The organism is Lysinibacillus sp. PWR01, assembly GCF_043359455.1.
In the GTDB taxonomy this organism is placed as follows: domain Bacteria; phylum Bacillota; class Bacilli; order Bacillales_A; family Planococcaceae; genus Lysinibacillus; species Lysinibacillus fusiformis_F.
In genome coordinates this window covers 33,974-60,162 of the sequence record NZ_JBHERJ010000016.1, presented here as the reverse complement: position 1 = coordinate 60,162, position 26,189 = coordinate 33,974, and the positions used below count along the sequence as shown (strand labels likewise).

The following is a 26,189-nucleotide window of genomic DNA, read 5'->3' as shown; positions in this document are numbered from 1 at the left end:
AAGTTGCTTTTTCTGCCGTTGACATCATCTTTTTTCAACAACATGTAGCACCTATCACATATAAGTGCTAGGTGCTAGTATCTTTTTACAACAGTTTTTCTGTTTTTTCTCGTGTTCGAATTAAATAATAGGCATTGATGGAGGAGGCAATCGGAATAATCACTGCAATGCCGATGCCTGCACAAAGAATGGTTGTCATTTCAGCACTAAAAACTTTGGAGTTAACAATCTCGCCAATCGAATAGGAGAGATCCTTGAACCAGATTAACAAGCTTAAATAGCCACCAAAGAAAGCAAAAAATAATGTATTGGTATCAGTTCCTAAAATATCTCTCCCGATACTTAGCCCAGATGTAAATAGTTTCTTTCTACTAATCGTGGGATTGCGATAAAAAATCTCATGCATGGAAGTGGCGATAGAAATAGCCACATCCATAATGGCACCTATCGTACTCATAATAATGACTGATGCACCAATCTGCACAAAATTAACGCCAATGTAGAGGGAAAAGATACTAATTTCTTCAGTCGATTCTTCACCAAACCCTTGGATCATCGATTTTTCTGTAATAAAGGTAATAAATAGCAGTAACACAACAATCGTCACCATCGTCGCGATAAAGGCTGTAATGGTTTTACTGTTTGTTTTATTGATATAGAAAAGGCTAATACAACTAATGACCGTACAGGCTATAAACGTCAAGATAATGGGGCTATTTTTAGGGTTTGTCATTAAAAAGATGGTGATAAAGAGTACACCAAAGTTTAGAAATAAAGAAAGAAATGAGCGGACACCCTGCTTACCACCTACTATCACCATCAACGCAAATAAAATAACTGCTAATAAGACGATAACATTCATTCTTGAACCCTCTTTCGATTAATGAAAAATATAGCAGTATACTGACTAATAGGAATCGTGAGGACAACACCAATCCCCCCTGCTAAGGCACGGGCTAATTCTAAAGAAAGATTCAAGGACAATGTGAGTCCTAATGTGGAAGAATTTTTCAAATAGAGAATAATCATAGGTATGGAGCCGCAAAGGTAGGCAAAGAATAAAATACTTGTAATCGTACCCATGATATCTTTACCAATTTCATGCCCTGAAGTTTTAAGTGCCTTCACAGAAATAGAAGGGTCTTGTTCATATAAAGCAAATATGGAGGAAGCCATCGTAATAGAGACGTCCATGACAGCCCCAAGTGAGCCAATAAATAAACCTGCCATAAAGACTGTGCGATAGGGCCGTGTTAAAAATTGCATTTCTTCATAACGAAGACCATTTTCACCTGTCAACCACATCACAATTGAGCTAATGATAAGTGCTATAATGGTTCCTAAAAGTGTGGACACAATGGCTACATACGTTTTTGTATTCAATCCGCTAATAAGTAGGAGCGAAATAATGGTAAATAACAGGGCACAAATACCACTAACGAATAACAGACTTACGCCCCCATGTGTAACATAAAGATCTAATGCAAATGATAAGATCAAGGCATTGACAACCAAACTAATGATAGAAAACAAGCCCTGTCTTTTGCCTATAATGAGTAAGGCAAAAATAAAAATCCACGCAATCATGATCATGGTTTGATCACGTTTTAAATCGAGGATGGTACCTGTTAACCCTGATTGTGTTGCGTGATTATCTATGGTGACAAAGATTTCATTGCCTACATGGTATTTTTGATCAAAAGCACCAGAAGAAGAATAGTCATTCATCAAATGAATGGATTGCCCCTTATACTGTCCATTTTTGATCATGGCCGTAATTTCCTGTGTAAACAATTCATCCTCATTCTCATACATATCTGTCATCGGTTCCGATTCTGTGACGTTCACCTGTATTACTTCCGCTATCGGTCGATCATAAAATTGTTCATTATGATGGACGAAAACAATTGAAATTCCACAACAGAGTGCTAATAAGGCATAGAAAACACCTTGCTTAAACGGTATATTTTTTAAAAATGTCAAGGAAATGACCTCCAAACTGTTAGACTGAATAGTCACCTGTAAAGGAACGTTTTTTTGATTGAGAAGTTTCACAAACAAGTTAAATGTCATCATTTTAATAATTTCTTTTACATTTATCAAGTCACGTCAGAGCTGCTTAAAATTTATATGACGAAAAAAATTTAAAAAGAAGGATGGATAATATAATAAAATAGTGTTATCGTAAGACTAGCTAAATAAAAGTATCCTTCGGGGTAGGGTGAAATTCCCGATCGGCGGTGATGAAGCAATTCAAAGTCCGTGAGCGCAAGCTGATTTGGTGCAAATCCAAAACCGACAGTGACAGTCTGGATGGGAGAAGGGTAAAAATGCGAGCTTTTTAAATTGATTCTAATTTAGAAGGTTTATTTGACTATGCATTTATTACGCCACTTCCCAATCATCTTTTGGGAAGTTTTTTTATTTAGCTACAATCGAATAGAAGATGTTCTTCGGGGTAGGGTGAAATTCCCAATCGGCGGTGATGAAGCAATTCAAAGTCCGTGAGCGCAAGCTGATTTGGTGCAAATCCAAAACCGACAGTGATAGTCTGGATGGGAGAAGAACAAATGAGATGACAGTCTATGGAAAAAATCGTTTTCAAGTAGGCTTATTTGTTGATGTCTTATACTCCCAAAACCCCTTTGATGAAAGGGGTTTTTATTTTTTTATTTATTGTTAATTAGTGAAGGGAGAAGGATAAAACACAAAAACAGGTGGATAGAATTTCAGAAATGACGGATAAAACTTCAAAAGTGAAGGATAGAAGTGCTAATAAAGTAGAGTAGGTGATGAAATGTTTACAGGGCTTGTAGAGGATATTGGTGTCGTAAAAGCTATGCAAAGCGATTGGGACAGTATGAAAATTACGGTTCAATCAGCCATGATAGCGGAGGATGTCAGGCTTGGCGACAGTATAGCAGTCAATGGTGTTTGTTTAACGGTGACACATTTTACTGATCAGCAGCTTACAATGGATGTTATGCCTGAAACAGTCAAAGCAACAAATTTACAGCAGCTGGCACTTGGTGATTCTGTTAATTTGGAGCGTGCCATGCCTGCCAATGGACGATTTGGCGGTCATTTTGTTGCTGGTCATGTTGATGGAGTCGGTAAAATTTTGCGCATACGTCCAGTAGCAAATGCCGTTTATATGGATATTGAAATGTCAGAAGAACTAACAAGCTTTTGTATTCCGAAGGGTTCCATAACTATTGATGGCACAAGCTTAACCCTTTTTCATGTTGAAGCGAATCGTGTCACGATTTCACTCATTCCTCATACTTACAAAGAAACCGTTTTAGGTATGAAGAGGGTTGGAGCAATCGTTAATATCGAAACAGATTTAGTTGGTAAATATATTTTACAGCAACTAAAAAAAGGGCAAGTAACGCCAACAATTACGAGAGATTATTTAGCACAACATGGTTTTTAAAATAACAGAATGAGGAGATGATAATCGTGCTACATACAATTGAAGAAGCCATTGAGGATTTAAAGCAAGGCAACATGATTGTGGTGGTCGATGATGAGGATCGGGAAAATGAAGGAGATCTGTTGGCACTCGCTGAATTCATCACACCTGCAACGATCAACTTTATGGCAACCTATGGTAGAGGTTTAATCTGTACACCGATTTCGCAACAGATCGCACAAAAGCTAGATTTACATCCGATGGTTCAGCGCAATACGGATAACCATCAAACCGCATTTACGGTGAGTATTGACCATGAAGATACAACGACAGGGATTAGCGCCTTTGAGCGTGCATTGACAATACAGAAAATGATAGAAAAGCAAGCTAAGCCGACTGATTTTCGTCGACCAGGTCATATTTTTCCGCTGATTGCGAAGGAGCATGGTGTGTTAGAACGGAGAGGGCATACTGAAGCGACAGTTGATTTGGCGAAGCTTTGTCATAGTATACCAGCAGGTGTTATTTGTGAAATTATGGGGGATGATGGGCAAATGCTTCGTTTTGAGGAACTGACAAAGTTCGCGGCACATCATGGCTTAAAAATGATATCAATAGAAGCATTGGTTGTTTATCGTAATCAGTTATCCACAAATGAAAATAAAATTTCTATTTAAAAAGGAGCAAGAACAATGGGTCAAACATTTGAAGCACAATTAATTGGAACGGATTTAAAAATTGCAGTAGTTGTAGGTCGTTTTAATGAGTTCATTACAAGCAAATTATTGGATGGAGCAATGGATGGTTTAACACGCCATGGGGTTGATCCCGCATCTATTGATGTCGCATGGGTTCCAGGGGCTTTTGAAGTTCCTTTTATTGCGAAACAACTGGCAGAAACAAAGAAATATGATGCCATTATTGGTTTAGGTACCGTTATTCGTGGCTCTACAACTCATTATGACTATGTTTGTAATGAATCAGCAAAAGGCATTGCCAATGTATCGTTAACAACGAATGTACCTGTTATTTTCGGTATTGTCACGACTGAAAACATTGAACAGGCGATTGAAAGAGCAGGCACGAAATCTGGTAATAAAGGCTATGATGCTGCAATGTCTGCGATTGAGATGGCGAATCTAAAGAAAATGATTGGATGAGGATAATTTGAATAACTCGTCACAACATTTGTTTCTTTGAATATTTTGAACAACCGTGGGAAAAATATGCTTAAGTGTATTTATTGAAGGTGATTGTTTTCATAAATGTACTAATCTTGAGCTGGCTCAGTAGGAGATGAGAAGTATTTCATCAATGGAACAAATGATCAATTTGAAAATGTTGAAATCACTATTTCAACGCTCTGCTGATGTGATTTTCCAACAATATAATTTTCAGCAATATACAGTACATTTGATAACTTGTGATGCAATGGTCAATGAGCAAATACTTCAAACTGTGGTTGTTCAACGTGTTCAATCTTTGTTAAGCAAAGTCTCTGAGGACATGTTAGAGGAAGAAATCGAACAGCATTTACACATACCCTATTTACAAAAGATTTCATCGAAAGAGGATGCAGTGACAAGAGTCTATAAAGGCCATGTCTTATTGTATTTTGAAGAAAATCAGTTACTTTATTCTAGCGATATTTCAAAAAGACCAAATCGAGAGCCTGGGGAAACAACACTAGAACTAGTGGTCAAAGGACCTAGAGATGACTTTATTGAAGATGTTTTTATTAATATTGCTTTATTAAGAAAACGATTACCCACTAATTCTTTTAGTGTTGAGACATTAGAAATTGGCAAGCGTTCTAAAACAACAGTAGCCATCCTTTATATGGAAGACATTGTGAATTTAAATATGCTGGAACAAATTCGACTTCAATTACAAAAAATCGATACGGATATTGTTATCAATGGTGATTTGTTAATGGAAACAATCGAAAAGACAGCAACCATCCTTCCAAGACATGATTATACAGGAAGACCTGATTTTGCTTTGCAGTCATTAATTAATGGGCGAATATTAATAATGATTGATGGCGTATCCTATGCTTTAATTACGCCTACAAATATTATGCTACTCTTTAAATCGGCAGAGGATAATGAATATCCAATCATTGTCAGTTCACTGGAGCGATTACTTCGAATTGTAGGGATATTAATTAGTATGCTATTACCAGGTTTGTGGCTTGCGTTGACGACTTATCATCAAGAGCAGCTTCCTTTTATTCTTCTTGCAACGGTTGTTGAGTCGAGAACAGGGCTACCTTTTCCAACGATTCTTGAAATATTAATGATGCTATTTATGTTTGAATTGTTTCGGGAAGCCAACTTGCGTCTACCAAGTGCAATCAGTGGCTCAATCAGTGTTGTGGGAGGATTAATTATTGGTGATGCTGCCATTAAAGCAGGTGTTACAAGTCCTTCGATGATTGTTGTGATTGCCATTTCAAGTATTGCTGCTTTTACACTGGTCAATCAATCCTTTGTGACGGCTATGAGTATTTTTCGATTAATCATTATTATGGCTTCTGCGTTTTTTGGTTTATTTGGTTTCTTTATTTCAGTCTTTTTCATACTGCTATATACGGCTAATATGCAAGTCTTAGGAGTGCCCTATATAAACTTTAGTGCAGACTTTGAAAAGGGCAGTCTTCGAAAGTCATTATTGCGCCCCTCTCCAAAGAGCTATACGAAACGACCTTCGTTTTTAAAGCCACAGGATCAAACACGTACTTCGGATAAGAAGAAGCAAATGTAAGAGAAGATCAGGTATTGTCGGTACCTGATCTTTTTTGTGACCTTTGCTTTAGTGGCCTTTTTCATTTTCCATTTAAATAGGAAATGAGACATAAAACGCTATTACTTACCTTTTTAGTTTACTTTCTTGTCAAGGATTATTAAACTATTGGTTACGGTGTGTAATTTTAGGAATGAATAAAATAAAAATTGATTTTGTGTTTTAATTTATGTAGGATATACAAGCAATGTTTGCTTTACAAACAAAAAATAGAGTTAATTATAATATAATAATATTCTAGAATATTTATAGATGAGGAAGTACCGTTTTTTATGAAAAATAGAAAAATAAAACTAATATTAATTCTATCAACGATTTTATTATGTTTGTTTACAAGTTTAAACATCTTTACATCCTATGTAAAAATAAAAAAGACCGTTGAAGAGTCGATTGCCAATCAAAGTTTAGAGGCAGCCCATTCTATTGCTGCATCCATTGATACGGATGCATATCAGCAATTTTTGAATAATCCACAGGAAAATGATTATTATTGGAAAGTAAGAAGTTATTTAAATGATGCAAGAATAAAATTAGGGGCACTATTTGTTTACACCTTAAAGGTGGACAATCCTGAAGTATCAATAGCCATGATTACGGGGATGCCAAAAGAAATGAAAGAGGGCTTTGGAATTGGGGTGATTTGTACTGTTCCTGCAAAGCAAGTTAAAAAAGCCTATAACGGTGAAACCTATGTCACAGAGGTAATTCATGATTCTGTACATGGGTCTTATTTGTCGGTTGGTGCACCCATCAAAGATGACAATGGGAAAATTATCGGGTATTTAGGCATTGACATCAGTGCAGATACGCTAAATGGTATTAAGGGTAAAGTCATTGAAGACAACTTATTTAATTTTATTTTTAATGGTGTGCTTATTTTAATTGTCATCGGTTCTTTTTTATTTTTACAAAGATGGTATCAAAAAGAGGTAGCGAAGGAAGTTGGAGCTACAGAGGACACGTACCTAGCAGAAATCAAAACATTGATTACTTCGGTGTCGTCCCTTCGTCATGATTTTACGAATCATATTCAAGTGTTACATGGTTTATTACAATTAGAAAAAACAGATCAGGCTAAACAATATTTATCTTCACTATCGAAAGAAGTGCAAGCGATTAAATCATTAAAATTAAATATTGATCATCCAGGTTTATCCATATTATTGCAAACGAAGAAATTAACGGCTCAAAATCATAATATCGATATGGATTTTACTATTTCTCAAGATGACTTTAATAAGATTAAAACTACAGATTTAATCAAGATTCTATCTAATTTAATTGATAATGCGATTGATGCTGCTGTTGAATTACCTGAGGAACAACGTAAAATTAAAATTTGCTGTTCAGCAGATGAGGCACAGTATGAATTTAAAATTACTAATACAGGGCCAAATATTGCGAATTCTGATCAAATATTTAAGCAAGGATTTTCAACGAAAAAACATGAGAATGGTAGATTAAGAGGCCAAGGCTTATTTATTGTGAAAGAAATTGTTGCTAAATATAATGGTCATATTTCAATTGATTCATCAAAACATTTAGAAACGACTGCCATTGTCCATCTTCCAATAAAATAAAAGAAAAAGCTTTCTACAAGAAATTGTAGGGAGCTTTTTTCTATGTATAGAACATACATTACAAAGTAGAAAGTGATATGATGAAGGAGATGAAGAAAATGGAAAAGGCTCTCCTGGCGTTATTGAGAAAGGGTGGGCTCACTTTATATGCAAGGCATGGGACTGCAACTGTCGGTGTCGATCAAGCCTATGGTACATTGCACAGTTGTCGAAATCAACGAAATTTGTCCGATCATGGCCGTAGAGAGGCTATGTATTATGGTCAAATGCTACGCTATTGGCAAATTCCCATCCTTTCCACCATTACTACTAGCCCTTTCTGTCGGACGATTGAAACAGCTCGACTGGCATTTCCAACTAACAATGTGCAAATTGACCCCTTTTTGTTTGAAATCTTTATGTTAGGTGGCAATCTTGCTAGTGTTGAGCAAACTCGCATATTAACGACTCTTACATCAATGTTGGAGATCATACCACCACAGGGCATAAATAGAGTAATCAGTGGTCATAGCTTTCCAAGAGACGTGGGGCTTGGTGTCATTTCGAATATGGGGACGGTTGTCATAAAACCGAGGGGTCTAGGACAAGGTTATGAGATTGTGAGAAAACTAACCTTAGAACATTTAGCAACATTAGATTCCATTTGAAAAGAGGGGAAATATGAAGATTAAAACAGTTGCACAATGTACATTAGAGGAAGTATTGAAAGCATGGAACAAAGGCTTTGAAGGCTATTTTGTTGAAATCAATATGACAGCAGAAATGTTTTTACAGCGACTAGTGGGCGAGGGGCTATCTCCTGAGCATTCCATCGTCGTTTTCGACCAAAATGAACCGATTGCCATTGTTATGAATGGCTTTCGTACCATCGATGGCAAAAAAATTGCTTGGAATGGGGGGACAGGTATTTCCCCAGCGTATCGTGGTAAGGGAGTCTCGCGCCTATTAATGGAGGAAACCTTAGCCATCTATAAACAGGAAAACGTAGAAATGGGTACGCTGGAAGCGATTAAGGAAAACCAGATAGCCATTGCTTTATATGAAAAATATGGCTATGTAATTACTCATCACTTACTATTTTTAAGTGGCGAGTATGAAGTAAAAACAGAATCTACAGCCGCTCTTCATATAGCAACCATTCGCCCTGAGCAGCTAGCACATCTATCATTTTATCAGGAAGATGTTCCTTGGCAGTGTAGCTGGCAGAGTGTGAAGCAGGGAGAAGCCAAGGTGTTTTATAACGATAACAAGGAAGCACTGGGCTATATGCTATACAAAACCGTGTGGAATAAACTTGGTGAGGTGGAGCGTATTCTACTTTACCAATTGGTAATACTTGAAGAAGGTAATGTAGATTTACTTCCACAGTTTTTAGCAAGTATTACAACAGATAAAGTCCACTTGACAACAGTGAACTTCTTAGCCAGCAACCCAGCAACGAACTATTTATTAAAGCATGGACTTAAGGTGACGACAGAGCAGGTACAGATGATAAAGCGATTCTAAGCAGGTTATCCTTTACGTTGCTGTAACGGTTTTATTATCAGGTATTAGCTTTGACGCTGTCCAGCTACTTAAAATTATTGTTTATGACTGTAGGTGGATTGACGATATACTTATTAAATAAAAAATTGATTTATCCAAATAAAATGAGCGAGCTTCCGATTAAAGAGAGGCTCGCTTTTCTACTATTAATCAACAGTTACAGCTAGTTCTTTAACAATGAATGATGGTGAACCATGACCGCTTGGTAAAAAATAAAGATCGGAGCTAATGGCTTCTATATCTTTAAGTAAGCTAAAGAAATTACCCGCAATGGTCATTTGCTTCACGGGTGAGGCAATTTTGCCGTCTTGAATATGGAATCCTTGTGCAGCAACAGAGAAGTCACCTGAAATACTATTCGTACCAGAATGAAGCCCTGATAAATTGGTTACGAGTACTCCTTCTGATAAAGAGGCGATTAATGTGTCCTGTGTATCTTGGCTAGGTGCAATATAAATGTTTTGAGGAGCAATGGACAACGTCTCTTTATAGGATTCTCTTTTTGCATGGCCTGTTGTTTCACAGCCATCTTTAGTAGCTGTTTTCCGATTATGCAAAAGGGTTTGTAATGTCCCATCAGCAATAATGGCTTGATGTTTTGTCGCAACGCCTTCACCATCAAAGTTCCCACCAGATAGCGCATCTGGATGATAAGGAGCATTGAGAAGTGTGACCCCTTCAGAGGCGACTCGCTGCCCCACCTTTCCTTTTAACAATGACTGATTCTTTTGTGCATTTTCGGCAGAAAAAATAGGCATAAAGGTACTAAGTAGTGCAGCTGCCGCATCATGCCGAAGAAGGATAGGGTATTTGCTAGAAGGGATGGACTGTTCACCTAAGTTGGCAAGTGCCTCCTCAGCAACTTTCTTGGCAATAGCATTTACATCAAGTGCATGGAAATCTCTCGTTGTTTTTAAATATTCACCTGATTTTAACTCGTCTCCTTCTTTGACCACAGTTGAAAGATAGAGGATTAAGCCATTTTCCTTATGTGATAAAGATAAGTTTTTACTATTCGCTAAAGTCCGCTCCGTTGAATAGTATTGGAGTATACAATAATCGAGCGTAACAATGCGAGGATCATATGCTCGTATCTTCTGTTCTATGGCACGTAGGATATCGATTTTTTCAGGAATACTAACTGCTTCTAACGATTCATTGTAAAAAGAGTGCTCAGCATATTCCGGGCTGCCTTCAAAAATGGAGAGGTCTTCATATTCATCTAGTACATCTGCGTTGGCTTTTACATGGTCAATTAAAAAAGAGATGGAATCATCATCTACTTTTTCCGTATAAGCATAGCCCATCTTGCCATTATAGAGACCTCGAAGACTAAGACCTCCATCCTCAGAAGTTTCGTAGCTATCTAATTCACCCTCATACAGTGTACATTGGAAAGAAGTTTTCTGTTCATAATAGACTTCTGCTTCCGTTAGTCCAGCCAGTGCTGCTTGTTGTAAAAGTTTATTTTGGAACTGTGTGATACTCATAGTTTATTCCCCCTTTGTTCCACCAACAGTTATTTCACTTACGCGAATCATCGGCTGTCCGACATTGACAGGAAGGCTACCACTAAGTGATCCACACATGCCTGCTCCATGAGCGAGATTATTACCAACTTGATCCACTAACTGCAATGTCTTGGCTCCATTGCCAATGAGCGTAGCGCCACGCACAGGACGATCTATTTTGCCATCTTTGACGATATAGGCTTCCATCACTGCAAAATTATAATCACCAGTGGTAGGGGAAACTTGTCCTCCACCCATATATTTTGCATAAATGCCATACTCCGTAGAGGCAATTATATCTGCTGGGGTAGATGTTCCCGGTGCGATGTAAGTATTGGTCATACGTGAGGTCGGATTAAATCGATAAGATTGGCGACGTGAAGAGCCTGTTGGCTGAGCATTCATGCGTCGAGCATTAAACTTATCAATTAAGTAGCCCTTTAATATGCCATTTTCAATTAAAATATTTCTTCTTGTTTTTTCTCCTTCATCATCAATGTTTAGCGAACCCCATTCATTCGGAAGTGTGCCATCATCAATATATGTAACGATTTCAGGAGCCACTCTTTCACCAATACGATTGGCAAAGACAGAATTGTTTTTAGCAACAGCCGTAGCTTCTAAGCCATGACCGCAAGCTTCATGGAAAATGACACCACCAAATTCGTTATCAATAATGACAGGGAATTTACCACTTGGACATTCATCTGCATGAAGCATCGTCACAGCAATACGTGCAGCCTCTCCTGCATAGTGGTTTAGATCTAGTTGCTCAATAAATTCAAAGCCTGCATGTGCACCAGGTCCATAAAAGCCTGTTTGGATTTCGTTGCCTTCTGTGGCAGTCGCTTGTATGCTGAGTCTACTGTGAACACGTGTATCCTCTACAAATTTGCCTTCAGAATTAGCAATTAGTATGTTTTGTTGTTCGTCTAAATAGCGAACCCTTGCTTGGCTAATACGAGAATCATAATTTCGTGCTATGGAGTCTGCTTGACGCATAATAGCTATTTTACTTGCGTGCTCCACTGTATTGGGCATACGGAGGATTTGATGAATAGGTGGGATGATTTCCTTATGAAGTGGGTGAATGGTACCCGATGCGTCACCTTTAATCGCTAATGCTGCTCTTTTGGCTGCTGCAAGTAAACCTTCCTCTGAAAAGTCATTGGTATAGGTATAAATACTTTGAAATCCTGAAAAAATCCGGATGCCGATACCGAAATCACGGCCAGCTATACTTTGTTCAATTTTTCCACTTTGTAATAGGAATTCATTGGTGTACTTATCTTCAATGAAGATTTCAGAAAAATCACCGCCTGTTACAAGAGCCGCTTCAAGCACATTTTCTATAATCGATTGTTTAAGCATGTATCTTCCTCCTTTTCTTGATTATACCAAATTATTAAAAAATTCTGTATTATGCTATTTTCCTAAATAACTGATGAAAATAACCACACAAATGTATGTATATTGCTAATAAATTTTTTTATGACATATTTTTTGTACATTTTCACCAAACTAATGGAAAGACAGAGGAAGGTGAAGAGATGCAACAACCATTTGATGTGGGAGATATTGTTTATATTTTTTACCGCAATCCACATATTCAAGATGTAACGAATATACAGGAAGCGGCAGTGGTACATCATCCAGAGCAACCAGAGGAGCTAGCGCTATTTTTATTTGAAACATATTATCCAATTACGAATGACATGTTAATTTTTGCAAGTGAGATGGCGGCTGAACAGGCCTATCATCAGTATTTTCATTGAGGGAGGACTAACAGAATGAAGCCATTTACCCCTCAGCTTGTTTATTTTGAGCCTGATGCTCTTCATTATCCACTAGGTCAGGAGCTAAAAGCGAAGTTTGAGCAGATGGGGATTGAAATTCGCTATACAACTTCGCACAATCAAGTGAGAAATCTTCCTGGTGACAATGATTTTCAAAAGTATCGGGTAGCCAAATCGACATTAGTAGTGGGCATTCGAAAAACATTAAAATTTGATACATCTAAGCCCTCAGCTGAATATGCCATTCCATTTGCCACAGGCTGTATGGGGCATTGTCATTATTGCTATTTACAAACAACAATGGGCAGTAAACCTTATATTCGGACGTATGTCAATATCGATGAAATCCTAGAACAGGCTGATCACTATATGGCTGAACGAGCACCTGACATCACACGCTTTGAGGCATCCTGTACCTCTGATATTGTAGGAATTGATCATCTAACACATACTTTAAAGCGAGCCATTGAGCATTTTGGCCAAAGTGAGCTAGGCCAATTACGATTTGTGACGAAATTCCATCATGTGGATCATCTATTGGATGCCAAGCATAATGGGCGGACAAGGTTTCGTTTTAGTGTCAATGCTGATTATGTGATTAAACATTTTGAGCCAGGTACCTCTCCGTTAGCGAAGCGTATTGAAGCAGCGGGGAAAGTGGCAAGAGCTGGCTATCCACTTGGCTTTATTGTGGCCCCAATTTATCTTCATGATGGCTGGCAGGAGGGCTATTACCATATGTTTGAGCGATTGGATGCTGAATTGCCAAAGGATGTGCGAGATGACATCACCTTTGAGTTTATTCAGCATCGCTTTACAAAGCCAGCCAAACGTGTGATAGAAAAAAATTACCCGATGACGAAGCTAGAGCTTGATGAGACGGTGAGACGATATAAATGGGGCAAATATGGGATTGGTAAATATATTTATCAAAAAGAAGAAGAGGAAGACATTAAAGAGCACCTGTATGGCTATATGCAGAAATTTTTTCCTCAAGCGAAATTAGAATATTTCACATGACAAGTAGAGAGAGAACAGCTTGTTTTCTCTCTAAAAATATAGCGGCGATCTATTAAATCGTTTGGTAAATCTAACAGTGAAAAATATTCCATTGTTTCTGATTCAGTATAATCAATCGCTAAATTACCGAGCACATTTCTTGGACTGCTGTCACTGCGTATAATTCGTCCCCATCCGATACTTTAAGGTAACAATCTGGACTAGAAAAATCACCTAGTAACTGTGTATCCTTAAAGCTCTCGTCTAATTTAGGAAGTCCCTCATATCTTTTTTGTAGTAATAGCTCGTTTGATGGATTAGCATGATGACCACCTAACCAGGTAAAATGATTGGCTGCTGTCCTACATACTGTCTTAGAAATTTATAGTATTCCATCATGTTCGAAACTATTGGCCTTGTATAATCCGAAAGTCAATGGTAACGCTAACAGAGATCGTCGTGAAGAAGGGGAGAATACATGGATGGATTCATTTCAACTAAATTGTTGGTCAGAACATGGGGAATTAAAAGTGGTGATGCTTTGTGCACCATCAATCGTAGATGTAACCAATTTAACAATTGCAGAGCAGGTTGGTTGGAGTGCTACTGTTAACCATCAGAAGGCAATGGAGAACTTCATGGCATTCAAGACAACATTAGAAAACGCTGGGGTACATGTACTTGATTATGCAAAGGAACTAGCCCATGATCAGCAGCTATTAAGTGAACAGCTACTCAATCGTTATTTTGTACGTGACCTCGCCTGTGTCATTGGTAATCGACTTTTACTTGGAAAGGCAGGCAGTTCACTTAGAAGACCAGAGTATCCTTTTGCTCATTCACTTTTAGAGAGATGGTTTCCGCAGCAATGGATAGCTACATCACAACCACTTCATTCATTCGAGTGCGGAGATTTGTTAATTTTAAATAAAGATGCTGTGCTCATTAATCTTGGGATGAGAACAACATTAGAGGCTATCGAAAGCTTGAAGGAAAGCATTTTTCAGGAGGGCTTTTCAGAAATTGCTGTGATTGATTTACCAAAAAGTAATGATACGCTGCATTTAGATATGAATTGTAATGTAGCGAACGCTAATCTGGTAGTAGCTAAAAGCTTTGTACGCCATTTCCCTGTGCAGGTGTTGACAGCGCAAAGCAGTCGTTTTGACATGGTAGAGCCATTTTTACAGCGCCATGGTTTTGATGTTTACTGGCTAGACACATATAAGACCATTCCAGACATTAACTTCATTAACCTGAATCCAGAAACACTGTTGATAAGCAAGCAGGCAACGCAACAACAATTATTGGCGCATCCACTGCTAAAGAAAAAGAACTTGCTTGAAGTCGATGTCACAGAGCTTGAAAAAGGCGGCGGTGGCATTCGCTGTATGACATTGCCATTGGTAAGAACGTAACGAAGGGCTGATAAAAATGACTTCAAAATCAACTAAAGGAAGTATGGCATGGTGGCAGCTTTCGCTTCTTGGTATCGGTTGTACACTGGGCACAGGCTTTTTTCTTGGGACAAGTATGGCCATTCATAAAAGTGGGCCTGCGGTATTAATTCCTTTTTTATTAGCGGCCATATGTACGTATATAGTGTATGATGCACTTGTTAAAATGTCTGTGGACAACCCAGATAAAGGCTCATTTCGTACCTACGCCAAGCAAGCCTTTGGACGCTGGGCAGGCTTTAGTAATGGCTGGGTTTACTTGATTTCTGAGTTATTGATTATGGGAAGCCAGCTGATGGCGCTCGGCATTTTTACGAAATTTTGGTTTCCAGCGCTGCCCCTCTGGATTGCTGCATCAATTTATGCTGCTATCGGTTTAGTCGTCATTCTCACAGGCATGAAGGGCTTTGAAAATTTTCAAAATATCTTCGGCGCTCTAAAAGCAGCGGCCATCATTATGTTCATTATCGTAGCGGTGATCATCATCATGAAAGGCACACCATCCGCTACATTGGCTTCACTTCAAACTAATTATGAAGCATTTTTCTCGCAAGGAATAAAAGGCATTTGGCTCGGCTTGCTTTATGCCTTTTATGCATACGGAGGAATTGAAGTGATGGGTTTAATGGTCATCGATTTGAAAAATCCAAAGGAAGCGCCAAAAGCAGGGAGAATGATGCTGTTTGTGATTACGATTATTTTTATCATGGCTATAGCCCTTGCATTGTTACTCGTTTCGTGGAAAGACTTTTCGATCGATGAAAGTCCTTTTATTACAGCGCTTCAAAATTATCATATACCCTTTGTGGCAGATATTTTTAATGGTGTGTTAATCATTGCTGGTTTCTCAACAATGGTGGCTTCGCTTTATGCAGTCATTACCATTCTCACTACACTTGCTGAGGACCATGATGCACCGGCAATACTCGCAAAGAAAGGAAAAATGAAAGTTCCCTTTCCAGCCTTGTTATTTTTAACGGGTGGGTTAGTGATCACGATTGTGATTGGTTTTTTGATGCCAGAAAAAATCTTTGAATATTTGATCACGGCAGCGGGTTTAATGTTGATCTATAATTGGCTTTTTATTTTAGTAACATATGGGAAGCTTATGGAGTTAACGAAGTGGGGGCATGTAAAGAATGGTATAGGGATGTTGCTCATTGCTGTGACGGTATCTGGGACTTTAGGTGAAAAAACAAGCAGACTCGGCTTTTGCGTGAGCCTGCTCTTTATTGTCTTAATCGGTGTGGCGACGTGGATCGTTGTGAAAAGGCAAAAAAACATTGCGTAATGAACCATTTTCCTGTGACATCCGTAAAAAAGGACACTTGGATGGACTATGGTTATCATCACTTAAAAAATACTGCTTCCATTCATAGCTATCCTCTTGCCCGTACCATTTTAAATCTGGATGCCCTGGGACCGTGTCATAGTCTGCAATACGCTGGCGGATGAGCTTTTTGATTTTTCGTCCAAAGGCGGTCGAGTCGTTAATATCATCAAATATCCAACGTGGTTGAATAGCCATCAATAAAGTGGAAAAATGACGACTCTTTCGCAATTTATGGGCTGGTGTTGCACAAGAAATAAAATAGGGCTCTCCATGAAAGCAAAACTCCCACTCATGGTGGGTTGGTTCCATTGGTATTCCCTCAGGCCAATCCATCTCATCCATATTGGTTAAATTGTTTAAGATGGACCAAAATAACTGCTGATAATCTGCCACCTCAAAGCTATCTCGCATATCATGAGGGGTATGAAAGAACACAGTGAGTGTTGTATACTTCCCGAAAGTTCGTGACGCTTTCGTATAGTCCTTTAAGCATTGTGCCAACATCTTAATCGATTGCTCCTCCCGTGGATCCCCGACAAAACTATAGCGCAAATGGTTTGATAAAAAGCCCATTCTTGCTGGTATACACGGAAATGTATTCGCTTCGTCTGCAATCGTGGCAGCAAAATCAGTATAGGCTGACTGTTGCCATAATGGAAGTGTTTCAAACTGTTCCTCGATCCACTCCCTATCAAACACTACTACTTCCACTTGAGACTCCTCCTTCTACTCACCTTTATACTATTAAAGAAAAGACAAAGTGGTTACGAATCTAAGGTGAGTGACACGGGTATTCTGATAAAGTTTTTTATGCTTCATTTCACGTTATGGATAACCAAAAGATAAATAACTCGATTAAAGAGAATAAGCGGTTTAAGTTAAGAAGTGATCACTTTAAGCCAGGAGATGAGCGGTTTTGAATCAAGAGTGAGCGCTTTGAAATAAGGCAAGAATGATCACTTCGAACTAGGGAGAGAGCGGCTTTACATGAAAAGAGAGCGCTTCGAACCAAGGTGAGAGCGGTTTAGAAGTAAAAGAGAGCGCTTCGAACCAATGGATGAGCGGCTTTGCATGAAAAGAGAGCGCTTCGAACCAAAGAAAGAGCGGTTGTGAACCAAAAGAGAGCGCTTCGAGCCAAGAAAAGAGCGGTTGTGAACCAAAAGAGAGCGCCACGAACCAAAGAAAGAGCGGCTGTGAACCAAAAGAGAGCGCTTCGAACCAAGGCAAGAGCGGCTTTGAATCAGAAGCGAGCACTTCGAACCAAAGAAAGAGCGGCAGCGGTTCAAAAATGAGCACTTCGAGCAAAGGTAAGAGCGGCTTTGAATCAAATGAGATCACTTCAAGCAAGAAAGAGCGGCTTGGCATTAAAAATGATCACTTCAAACCAAAGAAAGAACAGTTTCAGTCAAGAAAAGATCCCGCCCCCTGCTCCTCCAATAGTAGCCATCACCACACTCCCAAAGCAACATGTTCTCAGCCTTTTTGTTGAAAAACCTTTTCCTCTAGAATGGTTAGAGCATGCTGGATGTCCTTTAGATCATCCTGTGTTGCGTGTTGAATAAGCTGTAAAAAGCGTTCTTCGATACAGGCGAATGCCTCCTCCATCATTTCTTCGCCTTCTTTGGACAAGCGGACATACTGCTTTCTTCGGTCGGCTGTGTCGCTAAATTTTTCGATTAGCTGTTGTTCCTGCAATTTCCGTAATTCACGGCTTGTATTCGGTAAGGACATGTGCTGACATTCACTGATTTCGGTTGGTGTGACGGGTTGGCTTACTTTAATATATTCAAGAATTTTATATTGTAGCGGTGTGATATTCGCAGCGGTAACATTTTGTGTGAGATCATGTGTCACTTGATGGATGGTGGCTGTAAATGATACAAACTGATGAAATAAAGCGCTTTTATTCAATGGGATCACCTCTTACTGTCAAGATAACAAATAACTTGTCTTAAAACAATTATCATTTGACAACTAAAATAGAATGGACTATTATTTTGTTATCAAATGATAAGTAATGAGGAGGCACACAATGAAAACGTTAATTGTTTATACATACCCAAACCATAAAAGTTTAAATTATGCTTTTTTACAAGAGGTGATAAAGGGGTGTCGTGAAAATCCTGCCATCGAGGAGATTCAAATACTAGATTTATATGAAGAAGAGTTCGATCCACGCTTAATTTTCCATGAGCATAAGCGACGTCGTGATATGTATCAGGATCCGAAAATGGAAAAATACCGCCAACAGCTCTCTTGGGCAGATCATATTGTATTTGTTTATCCGATCTGGTGGGGGAGACCGCCAGCCATGCTGTTAGGGTATATTGACCAATTATTTGCGGCAAACTTTGCTTATCGCGATACAAAGGGGTTATTTCCAGAGGGTCTTTTAAAAGGGAAATCGGTTGTCTGTGTGTCCACAATGAAGGGGCCAACCAATTATCCGTTCCTATGGTTGAACAATGCACATAAAATTTTGATGAAGAGAGCGTTGTTTAAGTTTGTTGGAATGAAAAAAGTGAAGTTTTTTGAGTTTGGTAATATGGAGAGCAAAAAAGGGAAACAACAGCAAAAACTAAATAAAATCTATCAATATTTTAGAAAAGTAGCTTACTAGAAAAAATAACTCGTGCAGACGTTTTTTAGTCGTTTGCACGAGTTGGCGTACTGTCGATGGGCACCGTAATCAAAAATCTTGTAAATTCAGCTAGCTTGCTTTCTACAGCAATAGTTCCGTGATGCATATCGATAATTTTTTTGACAATGGCTAGCCCTAATCCGCTACCGCCATTTCCAACGGTTCGTGATTGATCGGCCTTATAAAATCTTTCAAAAATATGCTTTTGTTGTTCTTCAGTTAAGCCAATGCCAGTATCCTGAACCATCACGGTTATCGTATTTAATTGCTTCTTCATAGAGAGGGTGATGGTTCCTTTGTCGGGCGTAAACTTAATGCTATTTGTCAGCAAGTTCATCCATACTTGATTCATTAAATCCTCATCTGCTGTGATGCTCATGCCATCAAGATCGAGATCAAAGTCGATCTGTTTGGCTATCCAATTCGGTTCAAGTGCCAGCACAACATTGCGTAATTGTTTATCGAGTCGATAATTTATAGGCTCAAATGGATGATGCTGCGATTCTAAGGATGTTAGCTTGAGTAAATTGTCGCTAATCTTGGATAAACGATTACTTTCCAATTCAATTATATCTAAATAATGCTGACGCTTTTCCTCAGGTAGATTAATATTTTTCAGTGCCTTTGCAAAGCCATTAATAGACGTTAACGGTGACTGAATTTCATGAGAGACATTGGAAATGAACTCTTGACGCATTCTTTCCAGTTCACCTAATTCAACGGCCATATGATTAATACCATGAATCAATTGCCCAAATTGATCCTCTTCGTCTGCTTTCAAATCCAACTGAACATCAAAATCACCTTTTGCCATGCGGCTTAATGCATCGACAATGGTATCCCAGTAGTTGCGTTGTCGATTTAGTCCAATTAAAAAGATAATAGCCGCTGAACAAGCGAAGAGCACAAACACGCCAATTACGGTTGCTAATTGTAGCCAAAATCCATGAGGTTCTGTCCCTAATCGACCATACAGCCATGTCGTTGCGTGATAGGAAATAAAAGCAAAAACAGTATTGGCAATAAGAAACAAACAAAAGACCATGGCTAATCTTAAAAGGAATCTTCGTTTTCTCATGAAGCTAGTTCCAAGCGGTAGCCGAGCCCACGAATGGTACGAATGACAAAGCCACTCGTCTCCTGTGGGAAGCGCTCGCGAATTCTTTTGATATGGACATCAACTGTTCGTTCATCTCCCTCATAGTCGTAGCCCCAAATTTCTTCGATTAATTGTTCACGGGAAAAGGTTTTGCCAACATAGCTTGCAAATGTAAATAATAGCTCGAATTCCTTTAAACGAAGTAGAATCGTCTCGCCGTTCATCTCCACTTCATGTGTGTGGCGATTCAGTTTGACGTTACCAGCCTCTACAACTTGAGAAAGGGAAATACGGTATCTTTTTAAGATTGACTTAACACGTACAATTAGCTCAGCAGGCTCAAAAGGCTTCACGAGATAATCATCCGTCCCTAAATGAAAGCCTTTGATTTTTTGAGAGGTTTCTCCTTTAGCTGTTAGCATAAGGATTGGTAGATCTGTATTGAATGAACGTATTTCCTCACATAATGCCCAGCCATCCATGTTGGGCATCATAATGTCCATCACGACCATATCGACTTTTTCAGTGTCTAATTTGGACAGTGCATCAACACCATCGATAGCCTCTATCACCTCTAAGCCCTCATTTTGCAGAAACACTTTTACCAATTCTCGAATATGTGCATCATCATCCACCACTAATAGTTTTGTCATTTCAACAAACCCCTTTATTCAACGTCTTTAATGCGTAATTGCTGCATGGCAAACTCACGATACATAGCATGTGTTTCAAAGAGTGTTTCGTGTGTGCCACAGCCAGTAATATGCCCTTTCTCAATAAATAGTATTTGATCGGCATCTACCACTGTCGATAAACGGTGCGCAATGACTAATGTTGTGCGCCCTTGCATTAAGTTGTCTAATGCTTTTTGTACATAAATTTCTGACTTACTATCTAAGCTCGATGTGGCTTCATCCAGCATTAATATTTGCGGATTACGTAACAGCGCCCTTGCAATAGAGATACGCTGACGTTGCCCACCTGAAAGCTTAATGCCTCGTTCTCCAACTTCTGTGTCAAACTTGTCTGGAAGCTCATTAATAAATTGATCTGCATAGGCCATTTTAGCCACTTTTTCTAGTTCATCATCTTGCACTTCACGGTCTATACCATAGCAAATATTTTCTCGAATCGTTCCTGATAGCAGGGCACTTTCCTGCGCCACATAGCCGATTTGACTGCGCCAAGAGTGGAGTGAGAAAGTTTCGATTGGTGTATCTCCTAGTGTGATACTGCCGTTCGTTGGCTGATAGTATCGTTCTAGCAAAGAAAATGTGGTTGTTTTACCGCCACCACTTGGTCCTACGATGGCTGTTACTTTGCCTGGCTCAATTGTGAAGTTAATACCGGATAAAATAGGCTCTTCACCATAAGAAAAGTCAACATTTTTAACATAAATGGGTTGGTCTACTTTTTCTACAGTTAAGCCTTCTTCAATATGTTCTTCCTCATATTCAAGTAATGCACTAATTCGTTCTGTAGCCCCCATTGCTTTTTGCAGTTGGGTAAAGAACATCGTCAATTGTGTCATCGGCATAATGATTTGGATTAAATATAAAATAAATGCTACCATATCGCCAGCCGTCAGCTCTCCAGAGGAAACACGGACACCACCATAGCCAATAATAGCTACAAGCACTGACATTAAAACAAATGAAATAAGCGGTGAAATCAGTGCGTGGATTTTCGCTTCTTTTAAGCCGAATGTAAAGAGATTTGTAATGCCTTTTTTTCCACGCTCATATTCAATTTGCTCAGCATTCGAAGCCTTTACTAGGCGTGTTTCAGGTAATACTTGATTTAATACAGACGTAAACTTCGCTGTTTCATCTTGCATCCCTTTTGAAATCACAAACATGCGTCTACCTAGCAGCATTAAAATCACCATTGCCAGTGGTACGGCAATCAGCATGACTAACGTCATTTTCCAATCTAAAAATAGAAGAATGATGATAGAACCTATAATGGAAATAACGCCAGATAAACAGTTTGCTAAATGCTCTGTTATAAGCTCTTTCACAACCCCTGTGTCATTCGTAACACGACTCAATGTTTCGCCTGTATCATGTTCATCATAATAGGGGATTGGTAAATGCAACAGCTTTCGCCATAACTGATCGCGTAATTTTGCCACAACATGATGCCCAACGCGATTTAAATAATAGATGGATAATCCACTAGCAATAGCTTGTGCGATAAAGGCAATCCCCAATACAATGATTTGCCAATAATTAAGTGATTCTAACGAAAAGCCATCCACTAATTGTTTTGTAAATAATGGAACAATAAATCCTACCCCCGTCGTTGCTAAACTCATCACTAAAGCGATGACAAGTAGCCAAATCGGTGGTTCAGCTCGTTTTACTAATTGTATAAAACGGCGCCAATCTTTTTGTTTTGTTGTATCTTTTGATGTCTCTTGCAAAGAAATAAGCCTCCTTCATTGTCCGAAAACAATGTATTTCGTTTCTATGGCTTTACTATAGCATGCGTTTATGAACTGAATATGAAATGAATGGTCATCAAAAAAGGTGATGCGTTAATCACCTTTTGATGCTAGTCTGCGAATTCATCGTGGTATAAAGACTTACCAAGCAAGCGATAGATTCTCAAGGCTAGTTGGATTTGTAAGAGTTCCTCATAGCTTTTTAAATCGGTTTTTAAAATTTCTTTAATTTTTTCGATTCGATAAATTAATGTGTTGCGATGGATAAACATTTCCTTGGCTGTTTCACTTATATTCATATGATTAATAAAGTAATTTTCTAATGTAATTAGGTAGCTTGTCCCATGTAAAAGATCGTGCTCAAAGACAGTGCCCAAGCTTTCTAAGAAAAAGTCCTTGAGCTGTACTTCGTTAATATTCGAATCTAAAAAATGATAGATGGAGTGATCCGCAAAATGAGCTACAGCTCCACGTTCTTCGAAGCGATGCATAAGACGTAGTGCTTCATGTGCCTCTGCAAAGCTTTTATGAACAAATCGAATATGTTTATATTCTTTGCCAATTCCAATTAAGAAGGAGGTTTGGGTATGTTGCTGTACTAATAGTTGCAGAATGTTTTCTGCGTAGTGCTTTGTTTCATTGATCGTGAAATCTTGTTTGCCATCCTGCTGTCCAACTAATAGGATGATCTGGTTGTTGCGATAGAGGCACGTAATTTCTCCATTGATTGTACTAGAATGCTCATAAATTAAGTTCATACATTTTTTTGCAATATTATCGGACTCGTATTTTCGAGAAATTAAATCATGCTGGTTTTGAAGGTTTTCATGGCTAATAGAGATGACGATGCAATAATATTTATGGTTGATCTTTAAGCCGTGGAGATCACAAAGTGTTTGTAGCGTTTCAATCGAAGTGATTTTTCCAGTCAATAAATCATCAAAAAACTCCTGTTTAATTTTTAAACGTACACCCTCAATTTCCTTCTGTTTAATCCTTTCTAATGCCACGATCGTGGAGGCTTGCTCTAAAACGATGTAATCAAACTCATTCAGATCACGTACAGTTTGCCAAATGACAATATAGCCATAAATATAATTGGCAACTGCGACAGGGAGTATTCTACATTTCACTGCGATATCTTCTAATTGATAGATTCGTGTAATGGATTTTTGCATTTCATTGAGATCAATCGGGATAGTATCAATAAAATCCTTTGAAAACGTTGGACGATTCTTCTTTAGGTTGATCCCATAGGCAAGTGGCACTGGATTGGTATCAAGATCTGTATAATGCAGTAAATTCCAGTCATTATCTAAAAAGATAATTGGGTTATTAATTGTTTCGGCTAATTTTGAGGAAATGGATTCAATGCCTCCTCCTTCAAGTGCAACCTTAAATAGCGTATTGTGCATATCTAAAGATTTTCTATTTAATAGATCATAACCTCCTGATGCCTTTTCATTGATGATCGAGATGACCTTGGACAGGGTGTAATTATAAGGCAACTCTAATAACGGCAATCCATGTTGATTGGCAATATCGATCATGTTTTGAGGTGTTTTTTGTAAATAGCGCCTCATTTTGATGACGAGGCCTGCGCAATTGATTTTAGAGATTTCTTGGATGATTTTATTTTGTAATGCTTCATCGTCTTGGAAGATGTAACCGGTTGTTAATAATAATTCATTCGGTGTCAGCCAATCAAATGCATCGGGATTTTCGATAATGTTTACAAGTGCGATTTCATTGTGAATGCCTTGTTCGCCAGCAACAATTTTAATTCCTTCAAGCGCCTTTATGTCTAATATATCTTTGATTGTTAGCAAATGATTTCACTCCTTTGCCATAATCTTATCACAAAACATTGTACATATTGCCTAAATCATCTACATTCTTTTTGGTTTTGCTAAACAATGATATCTACGGCATAAGAGAATAAAATAAAGCTTGTAAGACGGAAATGTGAAAATAATAACATTCTCGCGGTTCATTTCCATTTAGTTGAAATGAACAATAGGTCGGAAAAATGGAGGTATGAAATTGGTAGATATGAATGTAGTCTCAGAATTTTTAACTGCAGCTGAAGCAGGGGATATTAACGCTCTGAAAGGTTATTTACAACAAGGTGTGGATATTAATTCTCGAAATAAGCGTAAGCGTACAGCAATTTTACTTGCTGCGATGAATGATCAATTAGAAACAGTAAAATTTCTAATTCAGGAAGGAGCAGATATCGACCTTCAAGATCAAATTTGTTTAAACCCATTTTTGTATGGATGTATTAACGGAAAGTTAGAGCTTGTGAAAATGATGCTACAAGCAAACACAGATTTAGAGCGTTTAACACGCTTTGGCGGTGTCGGTATTCATCCAGCAAGTGAGAAGGGCTTTGTAGAAGTAGTTCGTGAACTTGCAACGACTACAGATATCAATGTCAACCATACAAATATTTGTGGCTGGACACCGTTGATTGAAGCCATCCTTCTAAATGATGGTGGAGAAAAGCAACAGGAAATTGTTCGTCTATTAGTTGAACATGGTGCGGATACACAATTAGTGGATCAATACGGAGTGACGCCATTAGCGATGGCTAGAGAAAAGGGATTCACTGAAATTGAAAAAATTCTACTAGAAGCAGGGGCAAAATAGTAGTACTCCTACGACATAAAGAGGTGTACATATGATACGTGCCAAATCTGGTGATGATTATTTCCTTCAGCAAATGGTGGCAACGGCGTTTACTGGAACGGTCCATAGTGTGTTTAAACATGCCTTAAATATTCAGAGAGATGGTAATGGTGAAATTTTCACACTTGCTACGAAGGCAATGGATCGTGCACCCAATACACTTGTCATTGATCTCGATACGTTCGATTACCTGGACATTCATCAATATGACAGGGTATTGGTTCGCCATAATCAACTATTAATAGAAGAAAAATTACAAATAGCGATTCACACAGCCACTCGTTGGCAATGTCAGCTACCTATTTATCCATTAAATCGTACAAGTTTAAGAATGAATATGAGCAGTGTGAAACAATTCATTGATTTACAAGGCAAAGGTGGCGGCATAAAACGTAATGATTCACCCGTCAATGAATTTGAAGCGGAGGCATCGAGATTGCTACAGCAGCGTACCACTTTGCTTTATGAGGAAATATTGAATCAACGTTTGGATCGCTTTCAGGCATATGCAGCTGATTTAGTCGGCTTGGGGCCAGGACTTACACCATCAGGGGATGATTTTTTAGTAGGCTTATTTGCTGTCATTCACTTAGAAAATAGTCCGTGTTCTATTTATAAATCATTGTGTGAAAGCGTCATCAAAATGATTCAGCCTTTAACCAATGAGATTAGCTATACAACATTGAAAAAGGCAGCATATGGACAAGTAAGGGAGTCCATCTGTTCATTCATACACGCCATTTTATATGGCACAGAAGCGGAATCGATTGAGGCTCTGAGAAAGGTGCTTGCTATTGGCTCCTCCTCAGGAACAGATATTGCCTTAGGGCTAATAAGTGGCTTAGAAGCCAATATAAAATTAGGAGGATAA

Annotated in this window: 25 protein-coding genes and 2 riboswitches; of the genes, 14 read left to right on the top strand and 11 right to left on the bottom strand. The window is 38.5% G+C overall.

Annotated elements, in window-relative coordinates:
* Positions 1–85: 85 nt before the first annotated feature.
* Both ACEVFT_RS02140 and ACEVFT_RS02135 read right to left on the bottom strand, forming a co-directional pair.
* Positions 86–862 carry a YibE/F family protein gene (locus tag ACEVFT_RS02140; protein WP_393947873.1) on the bottom strand — a complete coding sequence of 259 codons (777 nt, stop codon included), beginning with the start codon at positions 860–862 and terminating at the stop codon, positions 86–88.
* On the bottom strand, positions 859–1,983 hold the full coding sequence (locus ACEVFT_RS02135; protein WP_393947871.1) for a YibE/F family protein: 1,125 nt from the start codon (positions 1,981–1,983) through the stop codon (positions 859–861). The genes ACEVFT_RS02140 and ACEVFT_RS02135 overlap by 4 nt, the downstream gene beginning before the upstream one ends.
* A gap of 220 nt (positions 1,984–2,203) precedes the next feature.
* Positions 2,204–2,329, top strand: a riboswitch (FMN riboswitch).
* Between the two features lie 116 nt (positions 2,330–2,445).
* A riboswitch (FMN riboswitch) is annotated at positions 2,446–2,571 on the top strand.
* A 226-nt stretch (positions 2,572–2,797) separates the two neighbouring features.
* Here ACEVFT_RS02135 and ribE point away from each other — a divergent pair.
* The 7 genes from ribE to ACEVFT_RS02100 all read left to right on the top strand — a co-directional run bounded on the left by ribE (position 2,798) and on the right by ACEVFT_RS02100 (position 9,306).
* A complete protein-coding gene (ribE, locus tag ACEVFT_RS02130) occupies positions 2,798–3,436 on the top strand; it encodes a riboflavin synthase (RefSeq protein WP_393947870.1) in 639 nt (212 codons plus the stop codon).
* A 26-nt stretch (positions 3,437–3,462) separates the two neighbouring features.
* Positions 3,463–4,092 carry a 3,4-dihydroxy-2-butanone-4-phosphate synthase gene (ribB, locus tag ACEVFT_RS02125; RefSeq protein WP_456952016.1) on the top strand — a complete coding sequence of 210 codons (630 nt, stop codon included), beginning with the start codon at positions 3,463–3,465 and terminating at the stop codon, positions 4,090–4,092.
* A 15-nt stretch (positions 4,093–4,107) separates the two neighbouring features.
* Positions 4,108–4,575: a 6,7-dimethyl-8-ribityllumazine synthase gene (ribH, locus tag ACEVFT_RS02120; RefSeq protein ID WP_205442434.1), complete on the top strand. Its 468-nt coding sequence runs from the start codon at positions 4,108–4,110 to the stop codon at positions 4,573–4,575.
* A 154-nt stretch (positions 4,576–4,729) separates the two neighbouring features.
* Positions 4,730–6,181 carry a spore germination protein gene (locus tag ACEVFT_RS02115; protein WP_393947868.1) on the top strand — a complete coding sequence of 484 codons (1,452 nt, stop codon included), beginning with the start codon at positions 4,730–4,732 and terminating at the stop codon, positions 6,179–6,181.
* Between the two features lie 311 nt (positions 6,182–6,492).
* A complete protein-coding gene (locus ACEVFT_RS02110; protein ID WP_393947867.1) occupies positions 6,493–7,800 on the top strand; it encodes an ATP-binding protein in 1,308 nt (435 codons plus the stop codon).
* A gap of 98 nt (positions 7,801–7,898) precedes the next feature.
* Entirely contained in the window at positions 7,899–8,447 is a 549-nt protein-coding gene (locus tag ACEVFT_RS02105; protein WP_393947865.1) for a histidine phosphatase family protein, read from the top strand.
* A gap of 13 nt (positions 8,448–8,460) precedes the next feature.
* On the top strand, positions 8,461–9,306 hold the full coding sequence (locus ACEVFT_RS02100) for a GNAT family N-acetyltransferase (protein ID WP_393947863.1): 846 nt from the start codon (positions 8,461–8,463) through the stop codon (positions 9,304–9,306).
* A gap of 185 nt (positions 9,307–9,491) precedes the next feature.
* On the opposite strand, the gene ACEVFT_RS02095 is transcribed toward ACEVFT_RS02100, so the two are convergent.
* On the bottom strand, positions 9,492–10,835 hold the full coding sequence (locus ACEVFT_RS02095) for a TldD/PmbA family protein (RefSeq protein WP_393947861.1): 1,344 nt from the start codon (positions 10,833–10,835) through the stop codon (positions 9,492–9,494).
* A gap of 3 nt (positions 10,836–10,838) precedes the next feature.
* Positions 10,839–12,227: a TldD/PmbA family protein gene (locus ACEVFT_RS02090; protein ID WP_342443070.1), complete on the bottom strand. Its 1,389-nt coding sequence runs from the start codon at positions 12,225–12,227 to the stop codon at positions 10,839–10,841.
* 179 nt (positions 12,228–12,406) lie between these two features.
* On the opposite strand from ACEVFT_RS02090, the gene ACEVFT_RS02085 reads away from it, so the two are divergent.
* The 4 genes from ACEVFT_RS02085 to ACEVFT_RS02070 all read left to right on the top strand — a co-directional run bounded on the left by ACEVFT_RS02085 (position 12,407) and on the right by ACEVFT_RS02070 (position 16,399).
* Positions 12,407–12,631: a transcriptional regulator SplA domain-containing protein gene (locus ACEVFT_RS02085; protein ID WP_205442441.1), complete on the top strand. Its 225-nt coding sequence runs from the start codon at positions 12,407–12,409 to the stop codon at positions 12,629–12,631.
* Positions 12,632–12,646: 15 nt separating this feature from the next.
* A complete protein-coding gene (gene splB, locus ACEVFT_RS02080; RefSeq protein ID WP_393947860.1) occupies positions 12,647–13,672 on the top strand; it encodes a spore photoproduct lyase in 1,026 nt (341 codons plus the stop codon).
* Positions 13,673–14,001: 329 nt separating this feature from the next.
* Entirely contained in the window at positions 14,002–15,069 is a 1,068-nt protein-coding gene (locus ACEVFT_RS02075; protein ID WP_393947859.1) for an arginine deiminase family protein, read from the top strand.
* A 16-nt stretch (positions 15,070–15,085) separates the two neighbouring features.
* A complete protein-coding gene (locus ACEVFT_RS02070) occupies positions 15,086–16,399 on the top strand; it encodes an amino acid permease (protein ID WP_393947857.1) in 1,314 nt (437 codons plus the stop codon).
* Here the strand turns inward: ACEVFT_RS02070 and ACEVFT_RS02065 are convergent.
* The 3 genes from ACEVFT_RS02065 to ACEVFT_RS02055 form a co-directional block, all read right to left on the bottom strand.
* Positions 16,346–17,152, bottom strand: a complete 807-nt coding sequence (locus tag ACEVFT_RS02065; RefSeq protein WP_393947856.1) for a YqcI/YcgG family protein — start codon at positions 17,150–17,152, stop codon at positions 16,346–16,348. The genes ACEVFT_RS02070 and ACEVFT_RS02065 overlap by 54 nt on opposite strands.
* A 255-nt stretch (positions 17,153–17,407) precedes the next feature.
* The gene (locus ACEVFT_RS02060) at positions 17,408–17,788 is read right to left on the bottom strand and encodes a hypothetical protein (RefSeq protein WP_393947854.1); all 381 of its coding nucleotides are present in this window, start codon (positions 17,786–17,788) and stop codon (positions 17,408–17,410) included.
* A gap of 126 nt (positions 17,789–17,914) precedes the next feature.
* Positions 17,915–18,352, bottom strand: coding sequence for a MarR family winged helix-turn-helix transcriptional regulator (locus tag ACEVFT_RS02055; RefSeq protein WP_393947853.1), 438 nt, complete (start codon positions 18,350–18,352; stop codon positions 17,915–17,917).
* 121 nt (positions 18,353–18,473) lie between these two features.
* Here ACEVFT_RS02055 and ACEVFT_RS02050 point away from each other — a divergent pair, with 121 nt between their 5' ends.
* On the top strand, positions 18,474–19,061 hold the full coding sequence (locus tag ACEVFT_RS02050) for an NAD(P)H-dependent oxidoreductase (protein ID WP_393947852.1): 588 nt from the start codon (positions 18,474–18,476) through the stop codon (positions 19,059–19,061).
* 25 nt (positions 19,062–19,086) lie between these two features.
* On the opposite strand, the gene ACEVFT_RS02045 is transcribed toward ACEVFT_RS02050, so the two are convergent.
* The 4 genes from ACEVFT_RS02045 to ACEVFT_RS02030 form a co-directional block, all read right to left on the bottom strand.
* A complete protein-coding gene (locus ACEVFT_RS02045) occupies positions 19,087–20,160 on the bottom strand; it encodes a sensor histidine kinase (protein WP_393947851.1) in 1,074 nt (357 codons plus the stop codon).
* A complete protein-coding gene (locus ACEVFT_RS02040) occupies positions 20,157–20,834 on the bottom strand; it encodes a response regulator transcription factor (protein WP_205442451.1) in 678 nt (225 codons plus the stop codon). Before ACEVFT_RS02040 ends, ACEVFT_RS02045 begins: the two co-directional genes overlap by 4 nt.
* Positions 20,835–20,848: 14 nt before the next feature.
* Positions 20,849–22,606 carry an ABC transporter ATP-binding protein gene (locus tag ACEVFT_RS02035; protein WP_393947848.1) on the bottom strand — a complete coding sequence of 586 codons (1,758 nt, stop codon included), beginning with the start codon at positions 22,604–22,606 and terminating at the stop codon, positions 20,849–20,851.
* Positions 22,607–22,737: 131 nt separating this feature from the next.
* Positions 22,738–24,456, bottom strand: a complete 1,719-nt coding sequence (locus ACEVFT_RS02030; RefSeq protein ID WP_205442453.1) for a PucR family transcriptional regulator — start codon at positions 24,454–24,456, stop codon at positions 22,738–22,740.
* Positions 24,457–24,670: 214 nt separating this feature from the next.
* Between ACEVFT_RS02030 and ACEVFT_RS02025 the strand changes: the two genes are divergently transcribed.
* Together ACEVFT_RS02025 and ACEVFT_RS02020 are read left to right on the top strand one after the other, a co-directional pair.
* Positions 24,671–25,279, top strand: coding sequence for an ankyrin repeat domain-containing protein (locus ACEVFT_RS02025; RefSeq protein WP_205442454.1), 609 nt, complete (start codon positions 24,671–24,673; stop codon positions 25,277–25,279).
* A 31-nt stretch (positions 25,280–25,310) separates the two neighbouring features.
* Entirely contained in the window at positions 25,311–26,189 is an 879-nt protein-coding gene (locus ACEVFT_RS02020; RefSeq protein WP_393947846.1) for an oxamate carbamoyltransferase subunit AllH family protein, read from the top strand.